Below are 23,347 nucleotides of genomic sequence, written 5' to 3' on the forward strand. Positions count from 1 at the left end.
CGATGGATGGATAGCCCGATGCCCCATGTCGACCACCGTGCCCTGACCGCTTTCGTCGAACGCATGCTGGCCAAGGCCGGCATGGAGGCCGACAAGGCCGAAGCCACCGCCGCCATCCTCGTCGAAGGCGACATGATCGGCCATGACACGCACGGGGTGGGCCTGCTGCACTGGTATCTCGAGGCGCTCGAGGACGGATCGCTGGCCAAGGCCGGCCGCTACGATGTGGTAGCCGACCGGGGCAGCACCTTCGTCTGGGACGGCAATCTGCTGCCGGGCGCTTGGCTGCTGACCAGGGCGCTCGACCAGGCCTGCGAACGCGTCGCCGATCATGGCATCGTCGCGGCGGCCATCCGCAACTGCCACCATACCTGTGCGCTGGCGGCCTTCATGCGCCGCGTGACCGAACGCGGCTATATCGTGCAGATCTCCGTTTCCAATCCGGGCGCGTCGCGCGTCGCGCCCTATGGCGGCACCCGGCCGCTGCTGACGCCAAATCCGACGGCGGCGGGCTATCCGACGTCCGGCGATCCCATTCTGATCGACGTCTCCTGCTCGATCACGACGACCACGATGACGCAGACGCTCGCCAAGCGCGGCGAGGACTTTCCGGAAGACTGGGGCCTGACGGCCGCGGGAGAGCCGACCCGCGACCCGCGCGACATCACCGAGCGCGGCGGCTCCATGATGCCGCTCGGCGGCGTGGCCAAGGGGCACAAGGGCTTCGGCCTCGCCCTCATGGTCGACCTCATGGGGCAGGGCCTTTCCGGCAAGGGCCGGGCGAACACGGCGCCCGGTACCTTCGCGCAGAGCGCCTTCCTGCAGGTGATGGATCCGGCCTTCTTCGCCGGGCTTGACGCCTTCACCGCCCAGGCGGACTGGACGGCCGCCGCCTGCCGGGACAATCCGCCGGCCCCCTGGAACAACGGTCCCGTGCGCATGCCTGGCGACAGCGCGGCCCGCAAGCGGCAGGCGGCGCTGTCGGGCGGCGTTCCCGTCGGCGATGCGGTCTGGGCGAAGCTCGCCCGGGATGCGGAGCGGCTGGGCGTCGCGATGCCGGCGCCGAACGCCTGACCGCCGGCGCTCCGCCGCCGAGGAATTGCCCGTCCTTTCGCGATGGGATACGGTTCCCGTTCCCGCGGGCCATGGCCCGCCGCGACAGGAATGGAGTTCGAGCGTGAGCGTTGCCTTCATGAAGGAAGAAAGCGCCGAGACGGCAGCGGAAACCCTGCTGCCCGAACGGGCGATTTCCCCGCACCCGAACCTCGTCACGGAGGCCGGGCTGAAGGCGCTGGAGGCGCAGCTTCAGGAGGCCCGCGAGGCCTATGCGGCGGCGAATGCCATCGAGGACGTCAACGAGCGCCGGCGGCAGGCGGCCGGCCCCGGGCGGGACCTGCGTTATCTCGCCGAGAGGGTCCGCACCGCCGAGCTTGTTGCCGCCCCGGCCTCGAACGACGTCGTTTCCTTCGGCAGCACCGTCACTTTCAGCCGCGACGACGGTCGGGTGCAGACCTACCGCATCGTCGGCGAGGACGAGGCCGACCCCAAGGCCGGCTCGATCTCCTATGTGGCGCCGGTGGCCCGCATTCTCATGGGCAAGGCCGTCGGCGATCTCGTGACCGTCGGCGCGCAGGAGCTCGAGATCATCGCCATCGCGTGAGCGGTCACAGGAAGAGATGCACGATGAGCGACGTGAGTACCGCGTTCAGCCCCATCGCGATTCCCGAAAACAGGCCTGCGACCGGATCCACGGAATAGGCGCGCGCCGTGCCGATGCCGTGCGAGGCGAGGCCGACGGCAAAGCCGCGGGCGCTGTAGTCCTTGATGCGCATGGCGTTCATCATCGGCGTCACGACGATCGCGCCGCAGATGCCGGTGAGGACGACGACGGCCGCGGTAAGGGCCGGATCACCCGCAAGGCCCGACGAAATAGCCATGGCGACCGCCGCGGTCGTGGATTTCGGGGCGAGCGAGGCGACGACCTCGGGCGTGAAGCCGAACAGCCGGCTGAAGACCACCGTCGTGCCGACCGCCGCAAGGCTGCCGGCAAAGAGGGCGGCGAGCAGCGGCAGGAGGTTGCTCTTCACCAGCGACAGTTTCTCGTAGAGCGGGATGCCGAGCGCCACGGTCGCCGGGCCTAGCAGGAAGTGGATGAACTGCGCGCCCTCGAAATAGGCGGCGTAGTCGATCCCGCTGACGCAGAGCACGGTCGCGATCGCGGCAATGGAGAAGAGGATCGGGTTCAGCAGGGGATTTCCCGGGCTGAGCCCGGCAAGGCCGGTGGCGGCCAGCCAGACGGCCAGCGTGGCGGCGAGCCAGAGCAGGGGCGAGGTGGCGAGATAGACCCAGAGCCCGTCAGTCATCGGCATAGCCTCCGGAAAGCCGCTTCACCAGGATGAAGACCCAGACGGTGACGGCGAGCGTGATGACGGTCGAGAGCGGCACGATGGCAAGCAGCGCCAGGCCGCGGTCGCGGATGAGGTCGAGGTGCTGGATGATGCCGACCCCGGCCGGCACGAAGAGGATGCCGAGATTGGCGAGGATCGCCCTGGAGGTGTCGAGCGTCTGCCGGTGGGCGGATTCGATGAGCGGTTTGCCGCCGGTCAGCGTGAGGACCACGGCGATCATTGCCATGCCGATGACCGGCCCCGGCACGAAGCCGCCGAGAAAATAGGCGGTCACTTCGCCGATCAACTGGAAAACAAGCAAGATCGTAATTCCGACGAGCATCTGCGCACTCCCTGCCCCGGCCTCGATAGGTCCATTCTCGATCCGGACGAGCGGCAAGGCGCGGCTGTCGGAACGCACGGCCTCGGGCCGTCGCCTGCGAGGATTAAAGGCCTTTTGCCTGTAAATCCATCACCGTGGCCGGATCGGAGGCCGCGCGGCACTTTGCCCATGGCCGTGCCGATGGACAAAGCCGGGCCGGGCTCCTACTTTTGCTCCATGCTTCGGTTCCTGATGCTCATCGTTTCGGCGTGTCTGTTCGCGGTCGTGTCCTTCACGGCCGCGGCGCACGAGACCGGCATGATCGTCTCGACGGAACTGGCCGGCCGCATGCAGCCGATGGACCATGCTTCCATGGCAAAGGCGTCCTGTAGCGACGACGGGACCTGCAAGATGGATCCCGGCCTGTGCGATCTCGTCTGCATGGGCGTCGGCGTGTTCCTGCCGGCGGGGCGGCTGTCCGCAGGCCTCGCCATGCCGCGTGAAACCTATCGCCGCCATCCCGACGCGGCCCTTGTCTCGACCCCGCCGGCCCTTAACGACCGGCCTCCCATAGCGCATCGCCTCTGAAGCCGCGGCAGGCCACGCCTGCCGTATTCCTCCAGATTTTTTGAGTGGGACGTCCGTCCCGAGGTGATGCCATGAGATCCTTTTCCCGACGCGGCTTCCTGGCCGCCGGCGCAGCGACGCTCGCTGCAACCCAGTTTCCCGTCCGCGCCTTCGGCCAGGCGGCCGCGCCGCTACGGCTTGCCGCCACGCGCCGCACGCTCGATATCGACGGCCGCGCCGCCACCGTCTTCGGCCTTGCCGGCCCCGGCGGGCAAGGCCTCGTGCTCGATCCCGGCCAGCGCTTCCGGGTCGACCTCGACAACGACCTGCCCGTTCCGACCATCGTGCACTGGCACGGCCAGATCCCGCCGAACGCGCAGGACGGCGTGCCCGACCTGCCGCAGCCGCTGCTTGCGCCCGGCGAGACGCGCAGCTTCGATTTCGCCCCGCTTTCCGGCACGCACTGGATGCACAGCCACGTTCCCATCCAGGAAATGCAACTGCTTGCCGCCCCGCTGATCGTGCGCCGGCCGGAGGACGTCGCCGCCGACCGGCAGGAGGTTGTGCTCTTCCTGCATGATTTCTCCTTCAAGGCGCCGGAAGAGGTGCTGGCGGAGATCACCGGCGGACACGGCGCCACAGCTTCCGGCGCGATGCCGGGCATGGACCACGGCGGCATGCATGCCGGCGCCGGAGCCGCGGGACCGATGGCGATGCCGATGGACATGGGCACCATGGGCGGCATGGCCATGGACCTCAACGACTACGATTGGGATGCCTATCTCGCCAATGACCGCACGCTCTCCGATCCCGAGGTCGTGCCGGTCGAGCGCGGCGGGCGGGTCCGGCTGCGTGCCATCAATGCCGCCGCCGCGACGGTGTTCTGGATTGATACCGGCACGGTGGAAGGGCAGCTCGTCGCGGTGGACGGGCAGCCGGTGTGCCCGCTTGCGGGTTCCCGTTTCGGCCTTGCCATGGGGCAGCGTCTCGACATCGAGTTTGACCTGCCGAACGAGGGCGGCGCCTGGCCGGTGCTCGCCCTTCGCGAGGGTGCCCGCGAGCGGACCGGCATCGTCCTTGCCACGCCCGGTGCGGCGGTCGCCAGGCTCGACGCCCTCGCCGAAAGGGCGGCGCCGGCCTTCGATACCGATCTTGCGCAGGAGGCGAGCCTTGTCGGCATCGACGCCTTGCCCGAAAGGCCGGTGGAGCGCCGCCACATGATCATGCTGGGCGGCGCGATGCAGCCCTATGCCTGGACCATCGACGGGGCGGTCTGGGGCAAGCATCGCCCCATCGTCGCAAAAAGCGGCGAGCGGGTGGAACTCGCCTTCCACAACATGTCGATGATGGGTCATCCGATGCACCTGCACGGCCATGCCTTCCAGGTGGTCGGTATCAATGCCCGCCGCTTTGCCGGCGCGCGGCGCGACACGGTCTACGTGCCGCCGATGTCCATGGTCACGGTGGCGCTGGATGCGGGGGAGGCCGCGCGCTGGATGCTGCATTGCCATCACATGCCGCATCTTTCGACCGGCATGATGACCGAGTTCCGGGTCGAGGCGTGAAGGCGGCGTGCATTGCGGGTGGGGCGGCCCCGGTGGCCGCTCGGTCTGCCCGTCAGAAAATAGCTCCTTGCCGGGCGCGATCGCCGCGACCGGCTTCCTATCAGGACAGGAACCATGACACGAAACGATCAACAGCCCGGGCATTCGAAGACCGCGCCCGGCGCACCGGAAAAGCCGGCGTCGGCCGGCAGCATGAACAAGGGGAAGATTGCCGTCATCGCCATTGTCGCGGTGGGCATTGCCACTGCCGCCCTCTGGACGCGTCGGGGCGCGGAGGCGCCGGCGACCGGAGCAGCGACCGGCAAAGGTGCCATGGTCGCGGTCACCGTTCCCGCCACCCTCTCGGAGGCGGTGAAGATGGGGGAGAAGGCGTTCAACGCCGTCTGCGCCGCCTGCCACGGCGCCAATGCCGCGGGAACCGAGGCCGGGCCGCCGCTGGTGCATGAGATCTACGAGCCCTCGCACCACGGCGACCCAGCCTTCGCGGTGGCCGTCGCCAACGGCGTGCGCGCGCATCACTGGACATTCGGCGACATGCCGCCCCAGCCGGCGATGACGCGGGCCGACCTCCGGAACGTCATCGCCTATGTGCGCGAGCTGCAACGGGCAAACGGTATCGACTGACCGGCGCATGCCCTGCCGGCCAGATTTGCCGAGTTGCGAAGCGGCCACGGATGGCAACAATGGCCGCCCGTGAGATTCGCTGCGATCCCCGCAGGTCAGGCGCCGGGCGGGGCAAGGACGGAAGGCAGGCAGGGCATGATCGACGGCAAGCGGCTCGAAGCGGAGATGGATGCGCTTCCCGTGCGGTTCCCCGGGCCGGGCGGCGTCGCCGGCGTGGTCAGCGAAGGGCGGGTCGTCGCCCTTCGTGCCTGGGGGTTCTCCGATCTCGACACGCCTCGGGCCATGACGGCGGGGACGCGGCTGCCGATCTGCTCGGTCTCCAAGCAGTTCACCTGCGCGGCCATGCTCGCCGCCTGTGGCGCGCCGGAGGCACTCGATGGCCGGCTTGCCACGCACCTGCCGAGTTTCGAAGGCCCGCTGCCGCGCGTGCGCGATCTCTGCAACAACCAGTCGGGCCTGCGCGACTACTGGGCACTGACCGTGCTGCACGGCGCCAGGGCCGAGCAGCGTTTTTCGCGCGATGACGCGGCATCGGTGTTCGAGCGCATGCGCAGCGGGCACTTTGCGCCCGGCACGCGCTATTCCTACAGCAACGGCAATTTCCGCCTCGTCTCCGATCTTCTCGAGGAGTTCTCCGGCGAAACGCTCGAGGCGCTCTATGCACGGCACATCTGGGAGCCGGCCGGCATGGCCGGCGCGGTGCTGACCGCCGATACCCGCCAGCCGGAGGACGGCGTGGTGGGCTACGAGGGCAGCGACGCCACCGGCTATCTGCCGGCGGACAACGGCATCTACTGGCGGGGTGATGCCGGCATTTCCGCCTCGCTCGACGACATGATCGCCTATGAGCGCTGGATCGATGCTACGCGCGGGGATCCGGACAGCCTCTACCGGCAGATCGCGGTGCCGCAGACCTTCCGTGACGGTGCGGCCGCGGCCTATGGCTTCGGCCTGCAGCATTCGCACGTCGGTGATGTCGCCTTCACCGGCCATAGCGGCGCCCTGCGCGGCTTCCGGGCCTACCGGGCCCATTCGGCCGAAGCGCGGCTCTCGGTCGTGGTGATGTTCAACCATTACGGCGATGCGCATGGGGCGGCACACCGGCTGCTCCGCACCGCGCTCGGCCTGCCGCACCCCGTCCCCCGGCCGCTCGACGAGCGCTGGGGCGGGCAATGGATGAGCCGCGAGACCGGTCTTCTCGCGCGGCTGGAGCCGGGCCTCGACGCGGCAACCCTGCGATTCGGCACGTCGCCGGAGAGCCTTTCGCAGACGGAGGACGGCGGCCTTGCCTCCTCGTCCGTCACGGTCGCCCGCGCGGGCGAGGACCTCCTGATGCAGCGCGCGCAGGAAAATTACGCCGAGAGGCTGGTGCCGGTCGCTCCGGTGCCGGCGGTCGGGGACAGGCGCCTTGCGGGCCGTTACCGCTCCGCCGAGCTGGAGGCGGATATCGTCATCGAATGCCGCGACGGGGGGACCTATCTCTGGGCGGAGGGTTTCCTCGGCACGGGCCGGCCCGAGATCGTCCAGCCGGCCGGGCCCGATATCTGGATCGTCGTGACGCGCCGCTCGATGGACGCGCCGGCGCCGGGGGACTGGACGCTGTTGACCGAGCGCGATGCGGCCGGACACATCACCGGCCTGACGCTCGGCTGCTGGCTGGTCCGAGGAATCCACTATGCCCGATGCGTGTGACAATACCTAAGTCATTGCGAAACAACGGCTCAGGCGATTTTTGCATAGGATGCTGCCCAAATTGAATTGGTCAGCCGCGGCAAGTCGCACCAATGTTCGGCGCGAGAGCCACAGGCGCAGCAAGGGGAACAGATGGGCAGGATCGTCTACGTCCACGGTCAATTCGTGCCGGAGGAGGAGGCCAGGATCGGGCTGTTCGATCGTGGCTTCCTGTTCGGCGATGCCGTCTACGAGGTGACGGCGGTGATCGCCGGGCGGATGATCGACAACGACCTGCATCTCGCCCGGCTCGAACGTTCGCTGAAGGAGCTGGGCATCCCCCTGGCGCTCGCCCGGCCGGACATCGTGGCCGTCCAGACGGAACTGATCGCCCGCAACGCCCTGCAGGACGGCACCGTCTATCTGCAGGTCTCGCGCGGCGAGGCGGACCGCGACTTCTTCTACCCCGCCACGCTGGCACCGCGGCTCGTCGGCTTCACGCAGGCCAAGACCCTCACCGGCACCAAGGCGCAGCAGAACGGCATTGCGGTCGACCTTGCCGTCGATCCGCGCTGGCAGCGGCGTGATATCAAGACCGCCATGCTGCTCGGCCAGGTGATGGCCAAGCAGGCGGCGCGCGCCCGCGGTTTCGACGATGTCTGGCTGGTGGAGGGCGGGCTGGTGACGGAGGGGGCCTCCTCGACCGCGCACCTCATCACCGTTGACGGCCGCATCCTCACCCGCGCCGCCTCGCAGGCCACGCTGCCGGGCTGCACCCAGCGCGCCCTTGCGCGGCTCTGCGCCGCCGAGGGCCTGCACATCGAGGAACGCGCCTTCACGCCCGAGGAGGCGCAGGGCGCAGCAGAGGCCTTCCAGACTTCCGCTTCCAGCCTGGTCACGCCCGTCGTGCGCATCGGCGACCGGGTGATCGGCGACGGAAGACCCGGGCCGCGGACGCGGGCGCTGCAGGCGCTCTATCTGGAAGCGGCCGGCGTTTCGGTCTAGAGCATTTCCAGCCGAAGCGAAGTCGCTTCGGTGTCGGATAATGCGGTAAAAGCAGGAATCCAGAGCATTTCCGGCGAGGCGGCTCGCTCGGAAAAAGGTCATCCTTTCAAGGATTGGAAGGCCGGAAAGGGCGGACATGAAGACGGCGCGTGAACTGGGCCTGATCCCTGAGGGGCGGCTGGAGCCGGGGCCGGGCAATGCCATTACCGATGTTGCCGGGGTCGCCGTCGGCCATCGCTCGCTGCGCGGCGAAGGCCTTTTCACCGGCGTGACGGCCATCGTGCCGCATCCCGGCGATCTCTTCCGCGTCAAGCCGCGGGCGGCGGTCGAGGTCGTCAACGGTTTCGGCAAGTCGGCCGGGCTGATGCAGGTGGCCGAGCTCGGCACGATCGAGACGCCGATCCTGCTCACCAACACGTTCGGCGTCGCCGCCTGCACCGAGGCGCTGATCCGCCGCGCCATCGCCGCCAATCCGGCGATCGGGCGCAAGACCTCGACGGTCAATGCGCTGGTCTGCGAATGCAACGACGGCAGCATCAACGATATCCAGGCGCTCGGCGTGACGCCCGCGGATGCAGAGGCGGCCCTCGATGCCGCACGTCCGGGACCGGTGGAGCAGGGCGCGGTCGGTGCCGGATCCGGCATGACCGCCTTCGGCTTCAAGGCCGGCATCGGCACCGCCTCGCGGCTGATGCGCATCGGCAAGCGCGATTTCACGCTCGGTACGCTGGTGCTCGCCAATTTCGGTGCCGCGGGCGATCTCGTCCTGCCGGACGGCCGCCGGCCCGATCCGCGGGTGCCGGCAAGCCCCGAGCGCGGCTCGGTCATCGTCGTCATGGCGACGGACCTGCCGCTGGGCGACCGGCAATTGCAGCGCGTCGCCCGGCGCGGCGGCGCGGGGCTTGCAAGGCTTGGTGCCTTCTGGGGCCATGGCAGCGGCGATGTCGTCCTCTGTTTCACCACGGCCGATCCGGTGGAGCACGATCCGGCGGCGCCCGTCGCCATGCAGCAGCGGCTGTCCGACGGCTATATCGACATCGCCTTCCGCGCCGCCGCGGAAACCACGCAGGAGGCGGTGCTGAACGCGCTCTGCGCGGCCCCCGCCATGCCGGCGCGCAGCGGCCGCATCTATCCCGCCCTCACGGACTGGCTGAAAGAGAGCTCCGCCCCATGAAAGTCTTCATCTCCGCCGACATCGAAGGCACGGCCGGCATCGCCCATTGGAGCGAGGCCGAGCGCACCCACCCGGACTGGGCCGAATTCCGCGCGCTGATGACGGGCGAGGTGGTCGCCGCCTGCGAGGGCGCGCGCGCCGCCGGCGCCACGGAAGTGGTGATCAAGGATGCCCATGACAGCGGCCGCAACCTCATCCTCGACCGCCTGCCCGACTACGCCCGCATCGTGCGCGGCTGGTCCGGCCATCCGGACGAGATGATGTTCGGCATCGACGCCGGCTTTGCCGCCGCGATCTATACGGGCTACCATTCCAAGGCCGGCACGGAGGGCAATCCGCTCGCGCACACCTCCAACCTGCGCATCTCTCGGCTCCTGCTGAACGGCGAGGTGGCGTCCGAGTTCACCTTCAACGCGCTCTGCGCGGCCGGCTACGGCGTACCGTCCGTCTTCCTCGCCGGGGACGTGGGCATCTGCGCGGAGGCGCGGGCCATGGTGCCCGGCCTTGCGACGGTGGAAACGCTGGATGGCAGGGGCCGCGCCTCGACATCCATCTCGCCGGTCTGGTCGCGCCGCCTTATCCGCGAAGGCGTGGCGGCGGCGCTGTCGGGCGACTTCGCGCAGGCATTGCCTGCGAAGGCGGATCACTACGAGGTGGTGATCGAGTTCAGCACGCCGACCGAGGCCTACAGGGCCGCATGGTATCCGGGTGCGAAGGCGCATGGTCTCCGCGCCGTCGCCTTCGAGCACAGGGATTTCTCCGAAATCCTCAGGGCGCTGCTCTTCCTGAAGGTCTGATGTCGGGCGGCCCGCGTTCGAGAAGCTGCCGCGCCGTGCGCCAGAAATCCTCGACCTTGCCGGTCCGGCTCGCCGCATGGCGGTAGAGGCGGACTTCGAGGTCGAGGTTCCAGCCCTCGTCCACGGAGGCCGGCACGAGGCGCCCCGCCTCCATCTCTTCGCGCGCAAGGCTCTCCGGCAGCCAGCAGACGCCCGCGCCCGTCACCGCCATGTTCATCAGCCCGGCGCTAATGGTGTTTTCATGGGTCGTGCGCCGGCGAAAGGGCGGGCGGCGCAGGAGGAGGCGCGACAGCGCGACGCCGAAGAACGAATTGAAGCCGTAGCTGAGATAGGGAATGGCAAGCCGCGGCTGCGCGACGGCGCGGTCGAGGAGATTGCGCCCGGGCTGCAACTGGCCCGAAACCGCGATCTCCGCCGATACCAGCGGCATCAGCCGGTCGCGCCCGACCGTCAGCGAGGCGAATTGGCCGCGGTCGAGATGAAACGGCACCTCCGGATGGGCATAGGTGAGGAAGAAATCCGCCTCGTCGCCGACAAGGGCGTCGAGATTGGCCTCGATGCCGCCGCGATCGGGGATGAGCGAGGTGCTGAAGGCGCCCCCCGCGCCTTCCAGCGTCTTCAGCCAGCGCGGGAAGAAGGTGACCGTCAGCGTGTGCAGGGCGGCAAAGCGGATGAGGCCAGGCTCATGCGCGGGGCGCAGCGCTTCCCGTGCCGCATAGAAGGTACGGATCGCCTCCTGCGCGACGGGCAGGAAACTGCGCCCTGCGGGTGTCAGCTCGGCCGGCATGGTGGCGCGGCTGATCAGCGTGGCGCCGAGCCAGCCTTCCAACTGCTTGATGCGGCGGCTGAAGGCCGGCTGGGTGACATTGCGCAATTCGGCGGCGCGCGAAAAGCTGGACGTGTCGGCCAGCGTCACGAAGTCCTCCAGCCACTTGATCTCCATTTGCGCGTCCCCCGGTGCCTTCTGCGCGGCGAAAGCGATCATAAGTCATTCAATCGAAATGGGTATGCCGATTTCGCATAGGATCGTGCCAAAAGCGAATTGGCCAAGCCCGCCGCAACCTTTCAGTTTGCGCGTGGAGGAAATGGGCGCTGGTTCGCCGGTTCCGACAGGGGGAGCTGTGCATGGCATTCGGAATTGAAGCCGATCTTGTCCTCATCAACGGCCGCATCTGGCGGGGGCGGGAGGAAGGCATCTGCGAGGCCCTGGCCATTTGGCAGGGCAAGGTTCTGGCAACCGGCAGCACGGCCGACATGCTGAGCCTGAAGGGGCCGGCGACCGAGGTGATCGACCTCGAGGGGCGTTTTGCGACGCCCGGCCTCATCGACAACCACCTGCATCTCATCGCGACCGGCATCGCCATGGGCTTCGTCGATGCGACGCCCGCAGCCGCGCCGACGCTTGCAACCCTGATGAAGGGCATTGCCGAGCGCGCGGCTTCGACGCCGGAGGGCGGCTGGGTGCGTGCCCGCGGCTATGACCAGGTCAAGCTCGACACCGGCCGCCACCCGACGCGGGACGATCTTGACCGCGCCGCGCCGGATCACCCGGTCCTGCTGACGCGCGCCTGCGGCCATGTCTCCATCGCCAATTCCCGCGCGCTGGAACTTGCCGGCATCAGCGAGGCGACGCCGGTGCCCGATGGCGGCGTGATCGGCGTCACCGACGGGAAGCTCAACGGCTTTCTCGCGGAGAACGCCCAGAACCTCGTCAAGGCCGTCATGCCGCCGGCGACCACCGAGGAGCTGATCGACGGCATCGAGCGGGCCGGCCGGCATCTGCTTTCCTTCGGCATCACCAGCTGCATGGATGCGGCGGTCGGCCATGTCGCCGGGTTCTCCGAGATCCAGGCCTATGAGATGGCAAAACTGTCCGGCCGCCTGCCGGTGCGCGTCTGGCTGACGCTGCTCGGCGATCCCGGCGTGTCCATCGTCGAGGACGCCTGGCGCGCCGGGCTGCTGTCGGGTGCCGGCGACGACATGCTGCGCGTCGGCGGCGTGAAGGTCTTCCTCGACGGTTCGGCCGGCGGGCGCACCGCCTGGATGACGAAGCCCTATGAGGGCGAACCCGACAATATCGGCGTGCAGATGCTGCCGGACGAGACGGTCGAGGCGGTCGTTCGCGATTGCCACGACCGCGGCTACCAGATGGTCTGCCACGCCATCGGCGACGGGGCGATCGAACAGCTCGTCACCGCCTACGAGAAGGCGCTCGCCGCCAACCCGGATCCCGACCGCCGCCACCGCATCGAGCATTGCGGCTTCTCCACGCCAGAACAGCATGCGCGCATGCAGGCCGCCGGCATCCTGCCCGCGCCGCAGATGGCCTTCATCCACGATTTCGGCGACAGCTACATTTCCGTGCTCGGCGAGGCGCGCGGCAAGCCGTCCTATCCGATCGGCACTTGGATGCGCATGGGCCTCAACCCCTCGACCGGTTCGGATTCGCCGGTCTGCTCGCCCGATCCCTTCCCGAACCTTCACGCGATGATCACGCGCCAGACCGGCAAGGGCACGGTGATGGACGCGTCCGAGCGGCTGAGCCCGGAGGAGGCGCTGCAGTCCTATACGGAACACGGCGCGTATTCCCAGAAGGCCGAGGGCGTAAAGGGCCGGCTCATACCCGGCCAATGGGCGGATATCGCGGTCTTCGACAACGATCTTCTCGCCGCGGAGCCGAAAACCATTCTCTCAGGCACGCGCTGCCTGCTGACCCTGCTTGCAGGCCGTGTCGTGCATGATGCGCGGTAAACGCCTGCCGGACTGAACTGAAACGATGCCGAAAACGGCACGAGAGGGAGAACGACATGCTCAAGACACTGACACTGGCCGCAATGCTCAGCCTCGGCGTGGCTTCCGGGGCGCTCGCCGCGGGCGAACGCCAGGGCGGGACGCTCGTCTTCACCGCACCCTACGGATCGAGCTTCGCCACGCTCGACGTGCAGGCGAGCCCCAACACGCAGGAAGAGTTCATCACCCAGGCGATCCACCGCGCGCTCTACAGCTGGGACTCGATCCAGAACAAGCCGGTGCTGGAACTGGCGGATTCCGAGGACGTTTCCGAGGACGGCACGGTGCACACCTATCACCTGCGCAAGAATGCCGTCTTCCACAACGGCAAGCCGCTGACGGCCGACGACTTCATCTACAGCTACAAGCGCATCGCCAATCCGAAGAACGCCTTCCCGGGGGCGAGCTTCATTGCCAATATCAAGGGTGCGGACGACTATATCGTCGGCAAGGCGGACGAGATTTCCGGCCTGAAGAAGATCGACGACAACACGCTGGAGATCACCTATACCGGCCCGATCAATCCCGGTTTCCCGCTGATGCAGAATACGACGGTCATCTATCCGTCGAATGTCGAGGACGAATCGAGCTTCGGCAAGTCCCCCGTCGGCCTCGGCGCCTTCACCTTCAAGGAGCATGTGCCGGGCTCGCAGGTCGTCGTCGAGAAGTTCGACAAGTACTACGAGGAGGGCAAGCCCTATCTCGACCGCATCAACATCGTGCTGATGGCCGAGGACGCCGCCCGCGACGTTGCCTTCCGCAACAAGGAGATCGACGTCTCCATCCTCGGGCCGACACAGTACCAGGCCTATCAGGGCGAGGAGGCGCTGAAGGGGCAACTGCTTGAGGTCGCCGAGGTCTATACCCGCAACATCGGCTTCAACCCGGCCTTCGAGCCCTTCAAGGACAAGCGGGTGCGCCAGGCGATCAACCACGCCATCAACGCGCCGCTGATCATCGAGCGCCTCGTCAAGAACAAGGCCTATCCGGCCTCCGGCTGGCTGCCGATCTCCTCGCCGGCCTTCGACAAGGACAAGCCGGCCTATGCCTTCGATCCGGAAAAGGCCAAGGCCCTGCTGGCGGAAGCCGGCTATGCCGACGGCTTCGAATTCGAGGTGACGGCGAGCCCGAACGAAAGCTGGGGCGTGCCGATCGTCGAGGCCATCCTGCCGATGCTGAAGAAGGTCGGCATCACCGTGAAGCCGAAGCCGGTGGAAAGCTCGGCGCTCGGCGAGGCCGTGACGACCAACAACTTCCAGGCCTTCATCTGGTCGAACCTCTCCGGCCCCGACCCGCTGAACGCGCTGCGCTGCTACCACTCCAAGACGGCGCAATCGGCCTGCAACTATACGAGCTATGCGAGCGCCGAGTTCGACAAGCTCTATGACGCGGCCCAGCAGGAGCGGGACCCCGCCAAGCAGAACGACCTCCTGCGCCAGGCCAACAACATCGTGCAGGACGACGCGCCCGTCTGGTTCTTCAACTACAACAAGGCGGTCATGGCCTACCAGCCGTGGATCCACGGCCTCGTTCCCAACGCCACGGAACTGGCGGTCCAGCCCTATGACGAGATCTGGATCGACGAGACCGCGCCGGATTCGCGCAAATAAGCCTTGAGGGGTTCGGGGGCGGCATCGATGTCGCCCCCGCATCGATTGTCGCGCCCGCAAGGGCGCCCAACACGGAACCGCTCATGCTTCGCTTCACCCTGCGCCGCATCTTCCAGATCATTCCGACGGTCGTCGTGGTGGCGCTGCTGATCTTCGTCATCTTCTCCGTCGTGCCCGGAACCTTCGCCGCCAGCCTCTTCGCCGATGGCAAGCGCGCCGCCGATCCGCAGATGATCGCCCGCCTCAACGAGGAGTTCGGCCTCAACAAGCCGCTGATCGAGCGCTTTACGACCTATGTCACGGATCTTGCGCAGTTCGACCTCGGCACCAGTTTCCGCACGCGCCAGCCAGTGATCGACCTCATCAACGACCGCATGTGGGCCTCGCTGCAGCTTGCCATCGCCGCCATGGTCTTCGCCCTCGTCGTCGGCGTGCCGCTCGGTTTCCTCGCGGCGCTCCGGCCCGGCTCCGTGCTCGACACGGTGACGATGATCGGCGCGGTCTCGGGGCTCTCCATGCCGCAGTTCTGGCTGGGCCTCCTGATGATGTATCTCTTCGCCCTGCAACTGAACTGGCTGCCGAGCTTCGGCTATGGCGACGGCTCGTTCCGCAACCTCATCCTGCCCGCCGTCACCCTCGGCGTCACGCCGCTGGCGCTTCTTGCGCGCACCACGCGGGCGGGCGTGCTCGACGTGCTCAACGCCGATTTCATCCGCACCGCCCATTCCAAGGGCATGAGCGAGGCGAAGGTCGTGCGCTGGCATGTGGCGCGGAACGCCCTGGTGCTGATCGTCACCACGGTCGGCCTGCAATTCGGCTCGCTGATCGGCCAGGCCGTCGTCATCGAGAAGCTGTTCGCCTGGCCCGGCATCGGCTCGCTGCTGGTCGACAGCGTCGCCATCCGCGACATTCCCGTGGTGCAGGGCACGATCCTCGTCATCGTGCTGTGGTTCCTCGTCATCAACACGGCCGTCGATCTGATCTATGCCGCGATCGATCCGCGCATCAAGCAGGAGTGACGGGAATGCGCCTCGGCTTCAACTTCTGGCTCGGCGCGAGCCTGACGGCGCTGGTCATCCTCGCCGGCGTGCTCGCCCCGTGGATCGCGCCCTTCGATCCGGTGCTCGACGCGGACCTGATGAGTTCCGAACTGCCGCCCGACGCCACCTTCTGGTTCGGCACGGACGGGCAGGGGCGTGACGTCTATACCCGCATCCTCTACGGCGCGCAGATCTCGCTGACGGTCGGCATCGTCTCGCAGGTGATCAACTCGGTCATCGGCGTCACGCTCGGCATGACCGCCGGCTATTGGGGCGGCTGGTGGGACGATCTGGTGAACGGCCTCACCAATGTCATGCTCGCCATCCCCTCACTGATCTTCGCGCTCGCCGTCATGGCGGTGCTCGGCCCCGGCCTGCCGTCGCTCTTGATCGCGCTCGGCCTCACCAACTGGAGCTGGACCTGCCGCATCGCCCGCTCCTCGACGCTCTCCTTGAAGTCGCAGGGTTACGTGCAGGCGGCGCAGACGCTCGGCTACGGGGACCTGCGCATCATGTTCACGCAGATCCTGCCCAACATGATGGGGCCGATCCTCGTCATGGCGACGCTCGGCATGGGCTCGGCCGTCCTTTCCGAGGCCGCGCTCTCCTTTCTCGGTCTCGGCATCCAGCCGCCGTTCCCGAGCTGGGGCTCGATGCTGACGGATGCGCGCCAGCTCATCCAGCTTGCGCCCTGGGTGGCGATCTTCCCCGGCCTTGCCATCTTCCTCTCCGTGCTCGGCTTCAACCTTCTGGGTGACGGCCTGCGCGACAGCCTCGACCCGCATATGAGGACGCGCAAGCCATGACCGCGCCGCTTCTCGACATCCGGAACCTTCGCCTCGGCGTCGCCCTCGGCCGCTCCGCCCATCACCCGCTGTTGAAGGATGTCTCCTTTGAGATCATGCCGGGCGAAGCCTACGGGCTCGTCGGCGAATCCGGCTCCGGCAAGTCGATCACCTCGCTGGCCGTCATGGGGCTCCTGAAGAAGCCGCTCGCCGTTTCGGGCGGCGAGATCCTGTTCAAGGGCCAGAACCTGCTTTCCCTGCCGAAGCGCGAGATGCGGCGCCTGCGCGGCAACCGCATCGCCATGATCTTCCAGGAGCCGATGACGGCGCTGAACCCGCTCTCCACGGTCGGCCGGCAGATCGCCGAGATGTTCGTGCTGCACCAGGGCGAGAGCTGGGGCGAGGCGGAAAGGCTCGCCGTCGAGGCGCTGGGCAATGTGCGCGTGCCCAATCCCGACCGCCGCGCGAAGAACTATCCGCACCAGATGTCCGGCGGCCTGCGCCAGCGCGTGATGATCGCCATGGCGCTCGCCTGCAACCCGGATCTCCTCATCGCCGACGAGCCGACGACAGCGCTCGACGTCACTGTGCAGGCCGAGGTGCTGCGGTTGATCAAGGAGCTTTGCGCCGCGCGGGGTACGGCCGTGCTCTTCATCAGCCACGATCTCGGCGTCATCGCCAGCATCTGCCAGCGCGTCGGCGTGATGTATGCCGGCTGCCTCGTGGAAGAGAACGAGACGCGGGCGCTCTTCGAAAACCCCCGCCACGCCTATACGCGCGGCTTGCTCGGCGCCCTGCCGCGCCTCGGCAGCCGCAGCGTGCACGGCCGCCAGCGTCTCGTCGATATCGACAGCATCATCGCCGACCGCTCGACGCTGACGGAAACCCGCTTCATCGCGCCGCGCGGGGCGGAAGGGAGCCAGCCATGACAGCGCCCCTGCTGCAGGTGGACGATCTTCATGTCCGCTTCCCGATTTCCGGCGGCGGCCTGTTCGGTACGGGACGGCGCATGCTGCACGCCGTCAACGGCATCAGCTTAGACCTCGCCAAGGGCGAATGCCTGTCGATCGTCGGCGAATCCGGCTGCGGAAAATCCACCACGGCCCTCTCCATCCTCGGCCTCCAGGAGCCGACGGAAGGCACGATCCGTTATCGCGGTCAGCCGCTTGCCGGGCCGGGCGCGCCGGGCCGCATGCAGCGCGCGAAAGCGGTGCAGATGGTCTTCCAGGACCCCTACGCCTCGCTGAACCCGCGCCAGTCCGTGCGCACCTCGCTTGCCGCGCCGCTGAAGCTGCACGGCGTCACCGCGGCGTCGGAAATCGAGGGCCGAATCGAGGCCATGCTGAAGAATGTCGGCCTGACGCCCGAGCAGGCGCGCCGCTATCCGCACGAGTTCTCCGGCGGACAGCGCCAGCGCATCGGCATCGCCCGCGCGCTCATCCTCGAACCGGAGATCGTCGTGCTCGACGAGCCGGTCTCCGCCCTCGACGTCTCGATCCGGGCCCAGATCATCAACCTGCTGCTCGACCTGCAGGAAAAGCTCGGCCTCTCCTACATCATGATCAGCCACGACCTCAGCGTCGTCGAGCACATGAGCGATAGGGTGCTGGTGATGTTCTTCGGCGAGGTGGTGGAGGAGGGAGGCTGGCGGCAGATCTTCGAGACGCCGACCCACCCCTATACCCGCCGGCTGATCGCCGCCATTCCCGATCCGGATGCGGCGCTGAACCAGGGCGCAGCCGCTTTCGCGATGGATGCGGCCCTGCCCGATGGGCGCCGCTTCGTGTCCGACGGCAGCGCGGCGCCGGATGTCTTCACGCCGCCGGTGCCCTCCGCGCTCACCGAGATCGCCCCCGGCCATCGCGTGCGGCTGGCATCGACGGCTTGATGCCGCCCGCTGGCGCATTTCGCGTCCGACCTATGGGCGATTGTCCCGCGGCGGCTCCTGTGCCACCATGCGGGCGGGAGGATGTCTTATGGTGTCGACGTTGTCGCACATACGGGAGATCGAACGCGTCGGCATGGGCGCCGTCAGCCCGCGCGATGCGCCCGTCGTCAAATCCTGGCTGCGCTGCCTCAACGACTACAAGCTCGACCCGACCATCGCGCAGGAAGCCTATATCGTTCCCGAACTGAAGCTGCGCGAACACCGCGAGCAGGCGGAGGAACTGATCCGCATCGGCCGCTCCGGCCTCGAAGGCCTGTTCAACCAGGTCGCCGGGCAGAACTATGTGCTGCTGCTGTCCGATGCGCGCGGCGTTACCGTCGATTTCATGGGCGATCCGACCTTCGACAACCAGCTGCGCAAGGCGGGGCTCTATCTCGGCTCGGAATGGTCCGAAAACCGCGCGGGCACCTGCGCCGTCGGTGCCTGCATCGTCTCCGGCGAGCCGGTCATCATCCACCAGGATGATCATTTCGATGCCAGCCATATCGGGCTGACCTGCACGGCCGCGCCGGTCTTCGACACGCTGGGCGACCTCACCGCCGTGCTCGACATTTCCCAGCTCCGCTCGCCGACCGCCAAGGCCAGCCAGCAGCTGGCGCTGCATCTTGCCACCTCCACCGCGCGGCGCATCGAGCTTGCCAACCTCATGACCCGCACCCGCAACGACTGGGTGCTGCGCCTTGCCCGCTCGCCGGAATTCCTGGACGTCGATCCGGACGCCGCCATCGCGCTCGACGGTTCCGGCCGCATCACCGGCATGACCCATGGCGGTTTCGGCGCGCTCGCCCGCTCGATGAACATGCGCGGCCTGGCGACGCGCGATTTCCTCGGCCTGCGGATCTCCGAGGTCTTCGACATGGATGTGGACGACCTGCCGCGTTTCATGCGCGGCCGGCCGAACGGCGAACGCCTGCTGCGCGCGAAAAACGGCCTCGTGCTCTTCGCCAGCGCCATCGCGCCCGCCGTCAGCCTGCGCGCGCCGAACATGCCGGCGCCGCGTCTGCCGCGGGCGTTGCGCGACCTCAGCCAGGGCGACGCGGCGATGCAGCGGGTGCAGGCGCGGGCGGCGAAGCTTGCGGCGCGCGACATCCCGATCCTCATCCAGGGCGAGACCGGCAGCGGCAAGGAGTTCCTCGCCCGCGCGATCCATGACAGCTGCGGCGGCGGCGGCAATTTCGTCGCCGTCAATTGCGCGGCGATCCCCGAACATCTCATCGAGTCGGAGCTGTTCGGCTACACGCCCGGTGCCTTCACCGGCGCCAGCCAGAAGGGCAAGCGCGGCCTGATCGAGGAGGCGAATGGCGGAACGCTCTTCCTCGACGAGATCGGCGACATGCCGCTTATGCTGCAAAGCCGGCTGCTGCGCGTGCTTTCGGAAAACGAGGTGCAGCCGGTCGGCGCGCTGAAGGCACGCCCGGTGCGCCTGCGCGTGCTCTCTGCCTCGCACCGCGACCTTGCCGACCTGGTGAAGGAGGGTCGCTTCCGGCAGGATCTCTACTATCGCCTGAATGCGGCGATGCTCAGCCTGCCGGCCTTGCGCGAGCGGCAGGACCTCGGCTGGCTGATCGACCAGTTGCTCGCCCGCGTCGAAAAGGAGAACGGCGAGACCTACCGCATCGACAAGGCGGCGCAGGCCGCCCTGCTGGCCCATGCCTGGCCGGGCAATCTGCGGGAGCTTTCCAATGCGCTGCGCGTCGCCGCGGCGCTCTCCGAGGGCGGCGTCATCGATGTCGACTGCCTGCCGGACCATCTCTTCGCCGGGCCTGTTGCCGCCCCGTCCGACGATGACGGCGAACTGCGCCAGGCGCTCAGCGATTGCGGCAACAATGTCTCTGCGCTCGCCCGCAAACTCGGCGTCAACCGCTCGACCATCCACCGTCGCCTGAAGCGTCTCAACTGACGCGGCGCCTGCAACACCTGTTGCACGCCACCTGTTGCATTTCGCCCGGCGGCGGAATCCCCTTCCTCGCAATTGTTTGAAAAGACAGTGAAATCAGGAGATCCGCCATTCTGGCACGGCGCTTGCTGACCTTCCTGTGCAAGAACAACAGGAGGAAACACAATGAAAGCTCTGCGCTTTCACGCCGCCAAGGATCTGCGCATCGAGGAGGTCGATGCCCCGCCGTCGCCCGGCCCGGGCGAGGTGCTGGTCGAGAATCGCTTCTGCGGCATCTGCGGCACGGACCTGCATGAATATGCCTATGGCCCGATCTTCGTGCCGAAGGAGCCGCATCCCTTCACCGGCGCGCACGGGCCGCAGATCCTCGGCCACGAATTCGGTGGCGTCGTCAAGGCGGTCGGCGCGGGCGTCGTGCATGTGAAGCCCGGCGACCGGGTGTCGATCCAGCCGCTCATCATGCCCCGCCAGGGCGACTACTATGCCGATCGCGGCCTCTTTCATCTCAGCGGCAACCTCGCGCTTGCCGGCCTTTCCTGGCATTCCGGCGGCATGGCCGAGGCCGCCCTTCTCAACGACTACAATGTCCAGCCCATTCCGGACGCCCTGAGCGACCAGGAGGCCGCGCTCATCGAGCCGACGGCGGTCGCCGTCTATGCCTGCGACCGCGGCGGCGTGACGGCCGGCAACAGCGTGCTCGTCACCGGCGCCGGTCCGATCGGCATTCTCGTCGCCATGGCGGCGCGTGCCGCGGGCGCCTCGCAGATTTTCCTCTCCGATCTCAACGATACGCGGCTGGCGCTGGCGCGCGAGGCGCTGGGCACGGTGCGCACCATCAATCCGAAGACGGAAAAGGTGGGCGACGTCATCCGCGCCGAGACGGAGGGCGGCGTCGGCTGCGATGTCGCCATCGAATGCGTCGGCAACGAGCACGCGCTGAAGAACTGCGCCGATGCGGTGCGCAAGCAGGGCGTCGTCGTGCAGACCGGGCTTCACCCCGGCGAGAACCCGCTGAACTGGTTCGACGTCACCTTCAAGGACATCGATATCCGCGGCTCCTGGGCCTATCCGACCCACTATTGGCCGCGCGTCGCCCGGCTGATCGCCAGCGGCCAGATCCCGGCAAGCCGCATCGTCACGAAATATGTCTCGCTCCGCGAGGCCGTTTCGGAAGGGTTCGACCAGTTGCTCGACCCGGCCGGCAAGCACCTGAAGATCCTGATCGACCTGTCTCGCTAGGCCGGTCCGTCTTGCGGGGCGGTTGAGGAGCCGCCCCGTCTTTCACCTGAGCAGGAGGAGAAACATATGCTCGACAAAACCCCCACCACCCGCGTCCAGACGCTTCTCGATACGTTCGGCGCGGCCCTCGAGAGCGGCCGGATCGACGATGCCGTCGCCCTCTTCGCCGAGGAATGCTACTGGCGCGACCTCGTCGCCTTCACCTGGAACCTCAAGACCGTCGAGGGGCGCGATCAGGTGCGCGACATGCTGCAATCGCAGCTCTCCACCGCCAGGCCTTCCAACTGGCGCGTCGCCGACGGCGAGGCGGCGACGGAGGCGGATGGCGTCCTGGAAAGCTGGATCTCGTTCGAGACGGCGGTCGGGCGCGGTTATGGCCTCGTGCGCTTCAAGAACGGCCTCATCTGGACGCTGCTGACGGTGCTGTCCGAACTGAAGGGCCACGAGGAGAAATCCGGCTTCACGCGCCCGCTCGGTGCCAGGCATGGCCAGAATGTCGGCGCCAAGACCTGGAAGGAGGAGCGCGAGGAGGAGGAACGCACGCTCGGCTACGAAAAGCAGCCCTATGCCGTCATCATCGGCGGCGGGCAGGGCGGCATCGCGCTCGGCGCGCGGCTGCGCCAGCTCGGCGTGCCGACGATCATCCTGGAAAAGAACGACCGGGCCGGTGACAGCTGGCGCAAGCGCTACAAGTCGCTCTGCCTGCACGATCCCGTCTGGTACGACCACCTGCCCTATATCGATTTCCCGAAGAACTGGCCGGTCTTCGCGCCGAAGGACAAGATCGGCGACTGGCTGGAATTCTACACCAAGGTCATGGAGCTGAACTACTGGACGCGCTCCGCCGCCAAATCCGCCAAATGGGACGAGGCCGCCGGGGAATGGACCGTCGTCGTCGACCGCGACGGCGAGGAGGTGGTGCTGCGGCCGAAGCAGTTGGTCTTTGCGACCGGCATGTCCGGCAAGGCGAACATCCCGGATTTCAAGGGCCGAGAGCGGTTCAAGGGCGAGCAGCACCATTCCTCGCAGCATCCGGGTCCGGACGGTTACAAGGGCAGGAAGGTCGTGGTCATAGGCTCGAACAATTCGGCGCATGACATCTGCGCCGCGCTCTACGAGGCCGGCGTCGACGTCACCATGATCCAGCGCTCGACGACCCATATCGTGCGCTCCGACACGCTGATGGATATCGGCCTCGGTTCGCTCTATTCGGAGCAGGCGCTGGCGAACGGCGTGACGACGGCGAAAGCCGACCTCATCTTCGCCTCGCTGCCCTACCGCATCATGCACGAGTTCCAGATCCCGCTCTACGACAAGATGCGCGAGCGCGACGCCGATTTCTACGCGGCGCTGGAAAAGGCCGGGTTCCAGCTCGACTGGGGCGCGGACGGCTCGGGCCTCTTCATGAAGTACCTGCGCCGCGGCTCCGGCTACTATATCGACATCGGCGCCTCGCAGCTCATCATTGACGGCAAGGTGAAGCTTGCCGCGGGGCAGGTGGAGGAGATCACGGAAAACGCCATCAGACTTTCCGATGGCAAGGAAATCCCCGCCGACGTCATCGTCTATGCGACGGGCTACGGCTCGATGAACGGCTGGGTCGCCGATCTCATCGACCAGGAGACCGCCGACAAGGTCGGCAAGGTCTGGGGTCTCGGTTCGGATACGCCGAAGGATCCGGGACCCTGGGAGGGCGAGCAGCGCAACATGTGGAAGCCGACGCAGCAGGAGGCGCTGTGGTTCCACGGCGGCAACCTGCACCAGTCGCGCCACTATTCGCAATATCTCGCCCTGCAGCTGAAGGCGCGCATGGAAGGCATCCCGACGCCGGTCTACGCCCTCCAACCGGTGCATCACCGGAAGTAGGCCGGCGCGCCGAGGGCGGGCGGCGTTGCGCCGCCCGCCCTCGATGGGGTCGTGCCGGTA

General features: G+C 67.5%; 21 protein-coding genes. 18 read left to right on the forward strand and 3 right to left on the reverse strand.

Annotation, left to right across the window (positions count from 1 at the left end; genetic code table 11):
* Positions 1-18 precede the first annotated feature (18 nt).
* A complete protein-coding gene (locus WMC41_RS23385) occupies positions 19-1,074 on the forward strand; it encodes an Ldh family oxidoreductase (RefSeq protein ID WP_432349103.1) in 1,056 nt (351 codons plus the stop codon).
* A 103-nt stretch (positions 1,075-1,177) separates the two neighbouring features.
* A complete protein-coding gene (gene greA / locus WMC41_RS23390; RefSeq protein WP_244766343.1) occupies positions 1,178-1,660 on the forward strand; it encodes a transcription elongation factor GreA in 483 nt (160 codons plus the stop codon).
* Positions 1,661-1,664: 4 nt separating this feature from the next.
* Here greA and WMC41_RS23395 read toward each other — a convergent pair whose 3' ends face one another.
* Both WMC41_RS23395 and WMC41_RS23400 read right to left on the reverse strand, forming a co-directional pair.
* Positions 1,665-2,363, reverse strand: coding sequence for an LrgB family protein (locus WMC41_RS23395; protein WP_432349105.1), 699 nt, complete (start codon positions 2,361-2,363; stop codon positions 1,665-1,667).
* Positions 2,356-2,730 carry a CidA/LrgA family protein gene (locus WMC41_RS23400; protein ID WP_432349107.1) on the reverse strand — a complete coding sequence of 125 codons (375 nt, stop codon included), beginning with the start codon at positions 2,728-2,730 and terminating at the stop codon, positions 2,356-2,358. Before WMC41_RS23400 ends, WMC41_RS23395 begins: the two co-directional genes overlap by 8 nt.
* A 231-nt stretch (positions 2,731-2,961) precedes the next feature.
* Between WMC41_RS23400 and WMC41_RS23405 the strand changes: the two genes are divergently transcribed.
* The 7 genes from WMC41_RS23405 (at position 2,962) to WMC41_RS23435 (ending at position 10,112) form a co-directional block, all read left to right on the forward strand.
* The gene (locus tag WMC41_RS23405; RefSeq protein WP_432349109.1) at positions 2,962-3,297 is read left to right on the forward strand and encodes a hypothetical protein; all 336 of its coding nucleotides are present in this window, start codon (positions 2,962-2,964) and stop codon (positions 3,295-3,297) included.
* A gap of 71 nt (positions 3,298-3,368) precedes the next feature.
* A complete protein-coding gene (locus WMC41_RS23410) occupies positions 3,369-4,841 on the forward strand; it encodes a multicopper oxidase family protein (RefSeq protein ID WP_432349111.1) in 1,473 nt (490 codons plus the stop codon).
* Between the two features lie 114 nt (positions 4,842-4,955).
* Positions 4,956-5,465 (forward strand): c-type cytochrome, encoded by a 510-nt coding sequence (locus WMC41_RS23415; RefSeq protein ID WP_432349113.1) that lies wholly within the window; start codon positions 4,956-4,958, stop codon positions 5,463-5,465.
* A gap of 135 nt (positions 5,466-5,600) precedes the next feature.
* Complete coding sequence (locus WMC41_RS23420; protein ID WP_432349115.1) at positions 5,601-7,157, forward strand: D-aminopeptidase; 1,557 nt, start codon at positions 5,601-5,603, stop codon at positions 7,155-7,157.
* A 132-nt stretch (positions 7,158-7,289) separates the two neighbouring features.
* A complete protein-coding gene (locus tag WMC41_RS23425) occupies positions 7,290-8,141 on the forward strand; it encodes a D-amino-acid transaminase (protein ID WP_432349116.1) in 852 nt (283 codons plus the stop codon).
* Positions 8,142-8,277: 136 nt separating this feature from the next.
* A complete protein-coding gene (locus WMC41_RS23430) occupies positions 8,278-9,315 on the forward strand; it encodes a P1 family peptidase (protein WP_432349117.1) in 1,038 nt (345 codons plus the stop codon).
* Positions 9,312-10,112, forward strand: coding sequence for a M55 family metallopeptidase (locus WMC41_RS23435; protein WP_432349119.1), 801 nt, complete (start codon positions 9,312-9,314; stop codon positions 10,110-10,112). The genes WMC41_RS23430 and WMC41_RS23435 overlap by 4 nt, the downstream gene beginning before the upstream one ends.
* Here the strand turns inward: WMC41_RS23435 and WMC41_RS23440 are convergent.
* Positions 10,084-11,055 (reverse strand): LysR family transcriptional regulator, encoded by a 972-nt coding sequence (locus WMC41_RS23440; RefSeq protein WP_432349121.1) that lies wholly within the window; start codon positions 11,053-11,055, stop codon positions 10,084-10,086. The two genes, WMC41_RS23435 and WMC41_RS23440, sit on opposite strands and share 29 nt — an antisense overlap.
* A 182-nt stretch (positions 11,056-11,237) precedes the next feature.
* Here WMC41_RS23440 and WMC41_RS23445 point away from each other — a divergent pair, with 182 nt between their 5' ends.
* The 9 genes from WMC41_RS23445 (at position 11,238) to WMC41_RS23485 (ending at position 23,287) form a co-directional block, all read left to right on the forward strand.
* A complete protein-coding gene (locus WMC41_RS23445) occupies positions 11,238-12,863 on the forward strand; it encodes an amidohydrolase (RefSeq protein WP_432349123.1) in 1,626 nt (541 codons plus the stop codon).
* Between the two features lie 56 nt (positions 12,864-12,919).
* Positions 12,920-14,512: an ABC transporter substrate-binding protein gene (locus tag WMC41_RS23450; RefSeq protein ID WP_432349125.1), complete on the forward strand. Its 1,593-nt coding sequence runs from the start codon at positions 12,920-12,922 to the stop codon at positions 14,510-14,512.
* Between the two features lie 83 nt (positions 14,513-14,595).
* Positions 14,596-15,531: an ABC transporter permease gene (locus WMC41_RS23455; RefSeq protein WP_432349127.1), complete on the forward strand. Its 936-nt coding sequence runs from the start codon at positions 14,596-14,598 to the stop codon at positions 15,529-15,531.
* A gap of 5 nt (positions 15,532-15,536) precedes the next feature.
* A complete protein-coding gene (locus tag WMC41_RS23460; protein WP_272807717.1) occupies positions 15,537-16,358 on the forward strand; it encodes an ABC transporter permease in 822 nt (273 codons plus the stop codon).
* Positions 16,355-17,266 carry an ABC transporter ATP-binding protein gene (locus tag WMC41_RS23465; RefSeq protein WP_432349129.1) on the forward strand — a complete coding sequence of 304 codons (912 nt, stop codon included), beginning with the start codon at positions 16,355-16,357 and terminating at the stop codon, positions 17,264-17,266. Before WMC41_RS23460 ends, WMC41_RS23465 begins: the two co-directional genes overlap by 4 nt.
* Complete coding sequence (locus WMC41_RS23470) at positions 17,263-18,225, forward strand: ABC transporter ATP-binding protein (RefSeq protein WP_432349131.1); 963 nt, start codon at positions 17,263-17,265, stop codon at positions 18,223-18,225. Before WMC41_RS23465 ends, WMC41_RS23470 begins: the two co-directional genes overlap by 4 nt.
* Positions 18,226-18,313: 88 nt before the next feature.
* Entirely contained in the window at positions 18,314-20,185 is a 1,872-nt protein-coding gene (locus tag WMC41_RS23475; RefSeq protein WP_432349133.1) for a sigma-54-dependent Fis family transcriptional regulator, read from the forward strand.
* Positions 20,186-20,347: 162 nt separating this feature from the next.
* Entirely contained in the window at positions 20,348-21,421 is a 1,074-nt protein-coding gene (locus WMC41_RS23480; RefSeq protein ID WP_432349135.1) for a 2,3-butanediol dehydrogenase, read from the forward strand.
* A gap of 66 nt (positions 21,422-21,487) precedes the next feature.
* Positions 21,488-23,287, forward strand: coding sequence for an NAD(P)/FAD-dependent oxidoreductase (locus tag WMC41_RS23485; RefSeq protein WP_432349136.1), 1,800 nt, complete (start codon positions 21,488-21,490; stop codon positions 23,285-23,287).
* Positions 23,288-23,347: the final 60 nt, after the last annotated feature.

The sequence above is a fragment of the Shinella yambaruensis genome (genome assembly GCF_050859155.1).
In the GTDB taxonomy this organism is placed as follows: Bacteria; Pseudomonadota; Alphaproteobacteria; order Rhizobiales; family Rhizobiaceae; genus Shinella; species Shinella yambaruensis.

Excerpts from the sequence above, each read along its gene's own strand:
- WMC41_RS23410 (WP_432349111.1), top strand. The coding sequence starts at position 3,369 with ATGAGATCCTTTTCCCGACGCGGCTTCCTGGCCGCCGGCGCAGCGACG.
- WMC41_RS23485 (WP_432349136.1), top strand. The coding sequence starts at position 21,488 with ATGCTCGACAAAACCCCCACCACCCGCGTCCAGACGCTTCTCGATACG.
- WMC41_RS23450 (WP_432349125.1), top strand. The coding sequence starts at position 12,920 with ATGCTCAAGACACTGACACTGGCCGCAATGCTCAGCCTCGGCGTGGCT.
- WMC41_RS23415 (WP_432349113.1), top strand. The coding sequence starts at position 4,956 with ATGACACGAAACGATCAACAGCCCGGGCATTCGAAGACCGCGCCCGGC.
- WMC41_RS23475 (WP_432349133.1), top strand. The coding sequence starts at position 18,314 with ATGGTGTCGACGTTGTCGCACATACGGGAGATCGAACGCGTCGGCATG.
- WMC41_RS23435 (WP_432349119.1), top strand. The coding sequence starts at position 9,312 with ATGAAAGTCTTCATCTCCGCCGACATCGAAGGCACGGCCGGCATCGCC.
- WMC41_RS23430 (WP_432349117.1), top strand. The coding sequence starts at position 8,278 with ATGAAGACGGCGCGTGAACTGGGCCTGATCCCTGAGGGGCGGCTGGAG.
- WMC41_RS23445 (WP_432349123.1), top strand. The coding sequence starts at position 11,238 with ATGGCATTCGGAATTGAAGCCGATCTTGTCCTCATCAACGGCCGCATC.
- WMC41_RS23385 (WP_432349103.1), top strand. The coding sequence starts at position 19 with ATGCCCCATGTCGACCACCGTGCCCTGACCGCTTTCGTCGAACGCATG.
- WMC41_RS23440 (WP_432349121.1), bottom strand. The coding sequence starts at position 11,055 with ATGGAGATCAAGTGGCTGGAGGACTTCGTGACGCTGGCCGACACGTCC.
- WMC41_RS23480 (WP_432349135.1), top strand. The coding sequence starts at position 20,348 with ATGAAAGCTCTGCGCTTTCACGCCGCCAAGGATCTGCGCATCGAGGAG.
- WMC41_RS23460 (WP_272807717.1), top strand. The coding sequence starts at position 15,537 with ATGCGCCTCGGCTTCAACTTCTGGCTCGGCGCGAGCCTGACGGCGCTG.
- WMC41_RS23455 (WP_432349127.1), top strand. The coding sequence starts at position 14,596 with ATGCTTCGCTTCACCCTGCGCCGCATCTTCCAGATCATTCCGACGGTC.
- WMC41_RS23425 (WP_432349116.1), top strand. The coding sequence starts at position 7,290 with ATGGGCAGGATCGTCTACGTCCACGGTCAATTCGTGCCGGAGGAGGAG.
- WMC41_RS23470 (WP_432349131.1), top strand. The coding sequence starts at position 17,263 with ATGACAGCGCCCCTGCTGCAGGTGGACGATCTTCATGTCCGCTTCCCG.
- WMC41_RS23420 (WP_432349115.1), top strand. The coding sequence starts at position 5,601 with ATGATCGACGGCAAGCGGCTCGAAGCGGAGATGGATGCGCTTCCCGTG.
- WMC41_RS23400 (WP_432349107.1), bottom strand. The coding sequence starts at position 2,730 with ATGCTCGTCGGAATTACGATCTTGCTTGTTTTCCAGTTGATCGGCGAA.
- WMC41_RS23395 (WP_432349105.1), bottom strand. The coding sequence starts at position 2,363 with ATGACTGACGGGCTCTGGGTCTATCTCGCCACCTCGCCCCTGCTCTGG.
- WMC41_RS23405 (WP_432349109.1), top strand. The coding sequence starts at position 2,962 with ATGCTCATCGTTTCGGCGTGTCTGTTCGCGGTCGTGTCCTTCACGGCC.
- WMC41_RS23465 (WP_432349129.1), top strand. The coding sequence starts at position 16,355 with ATGACCGCGCCGCTTCTCGACATCCGGAACCTTCGCCTCGGCGTCGCC.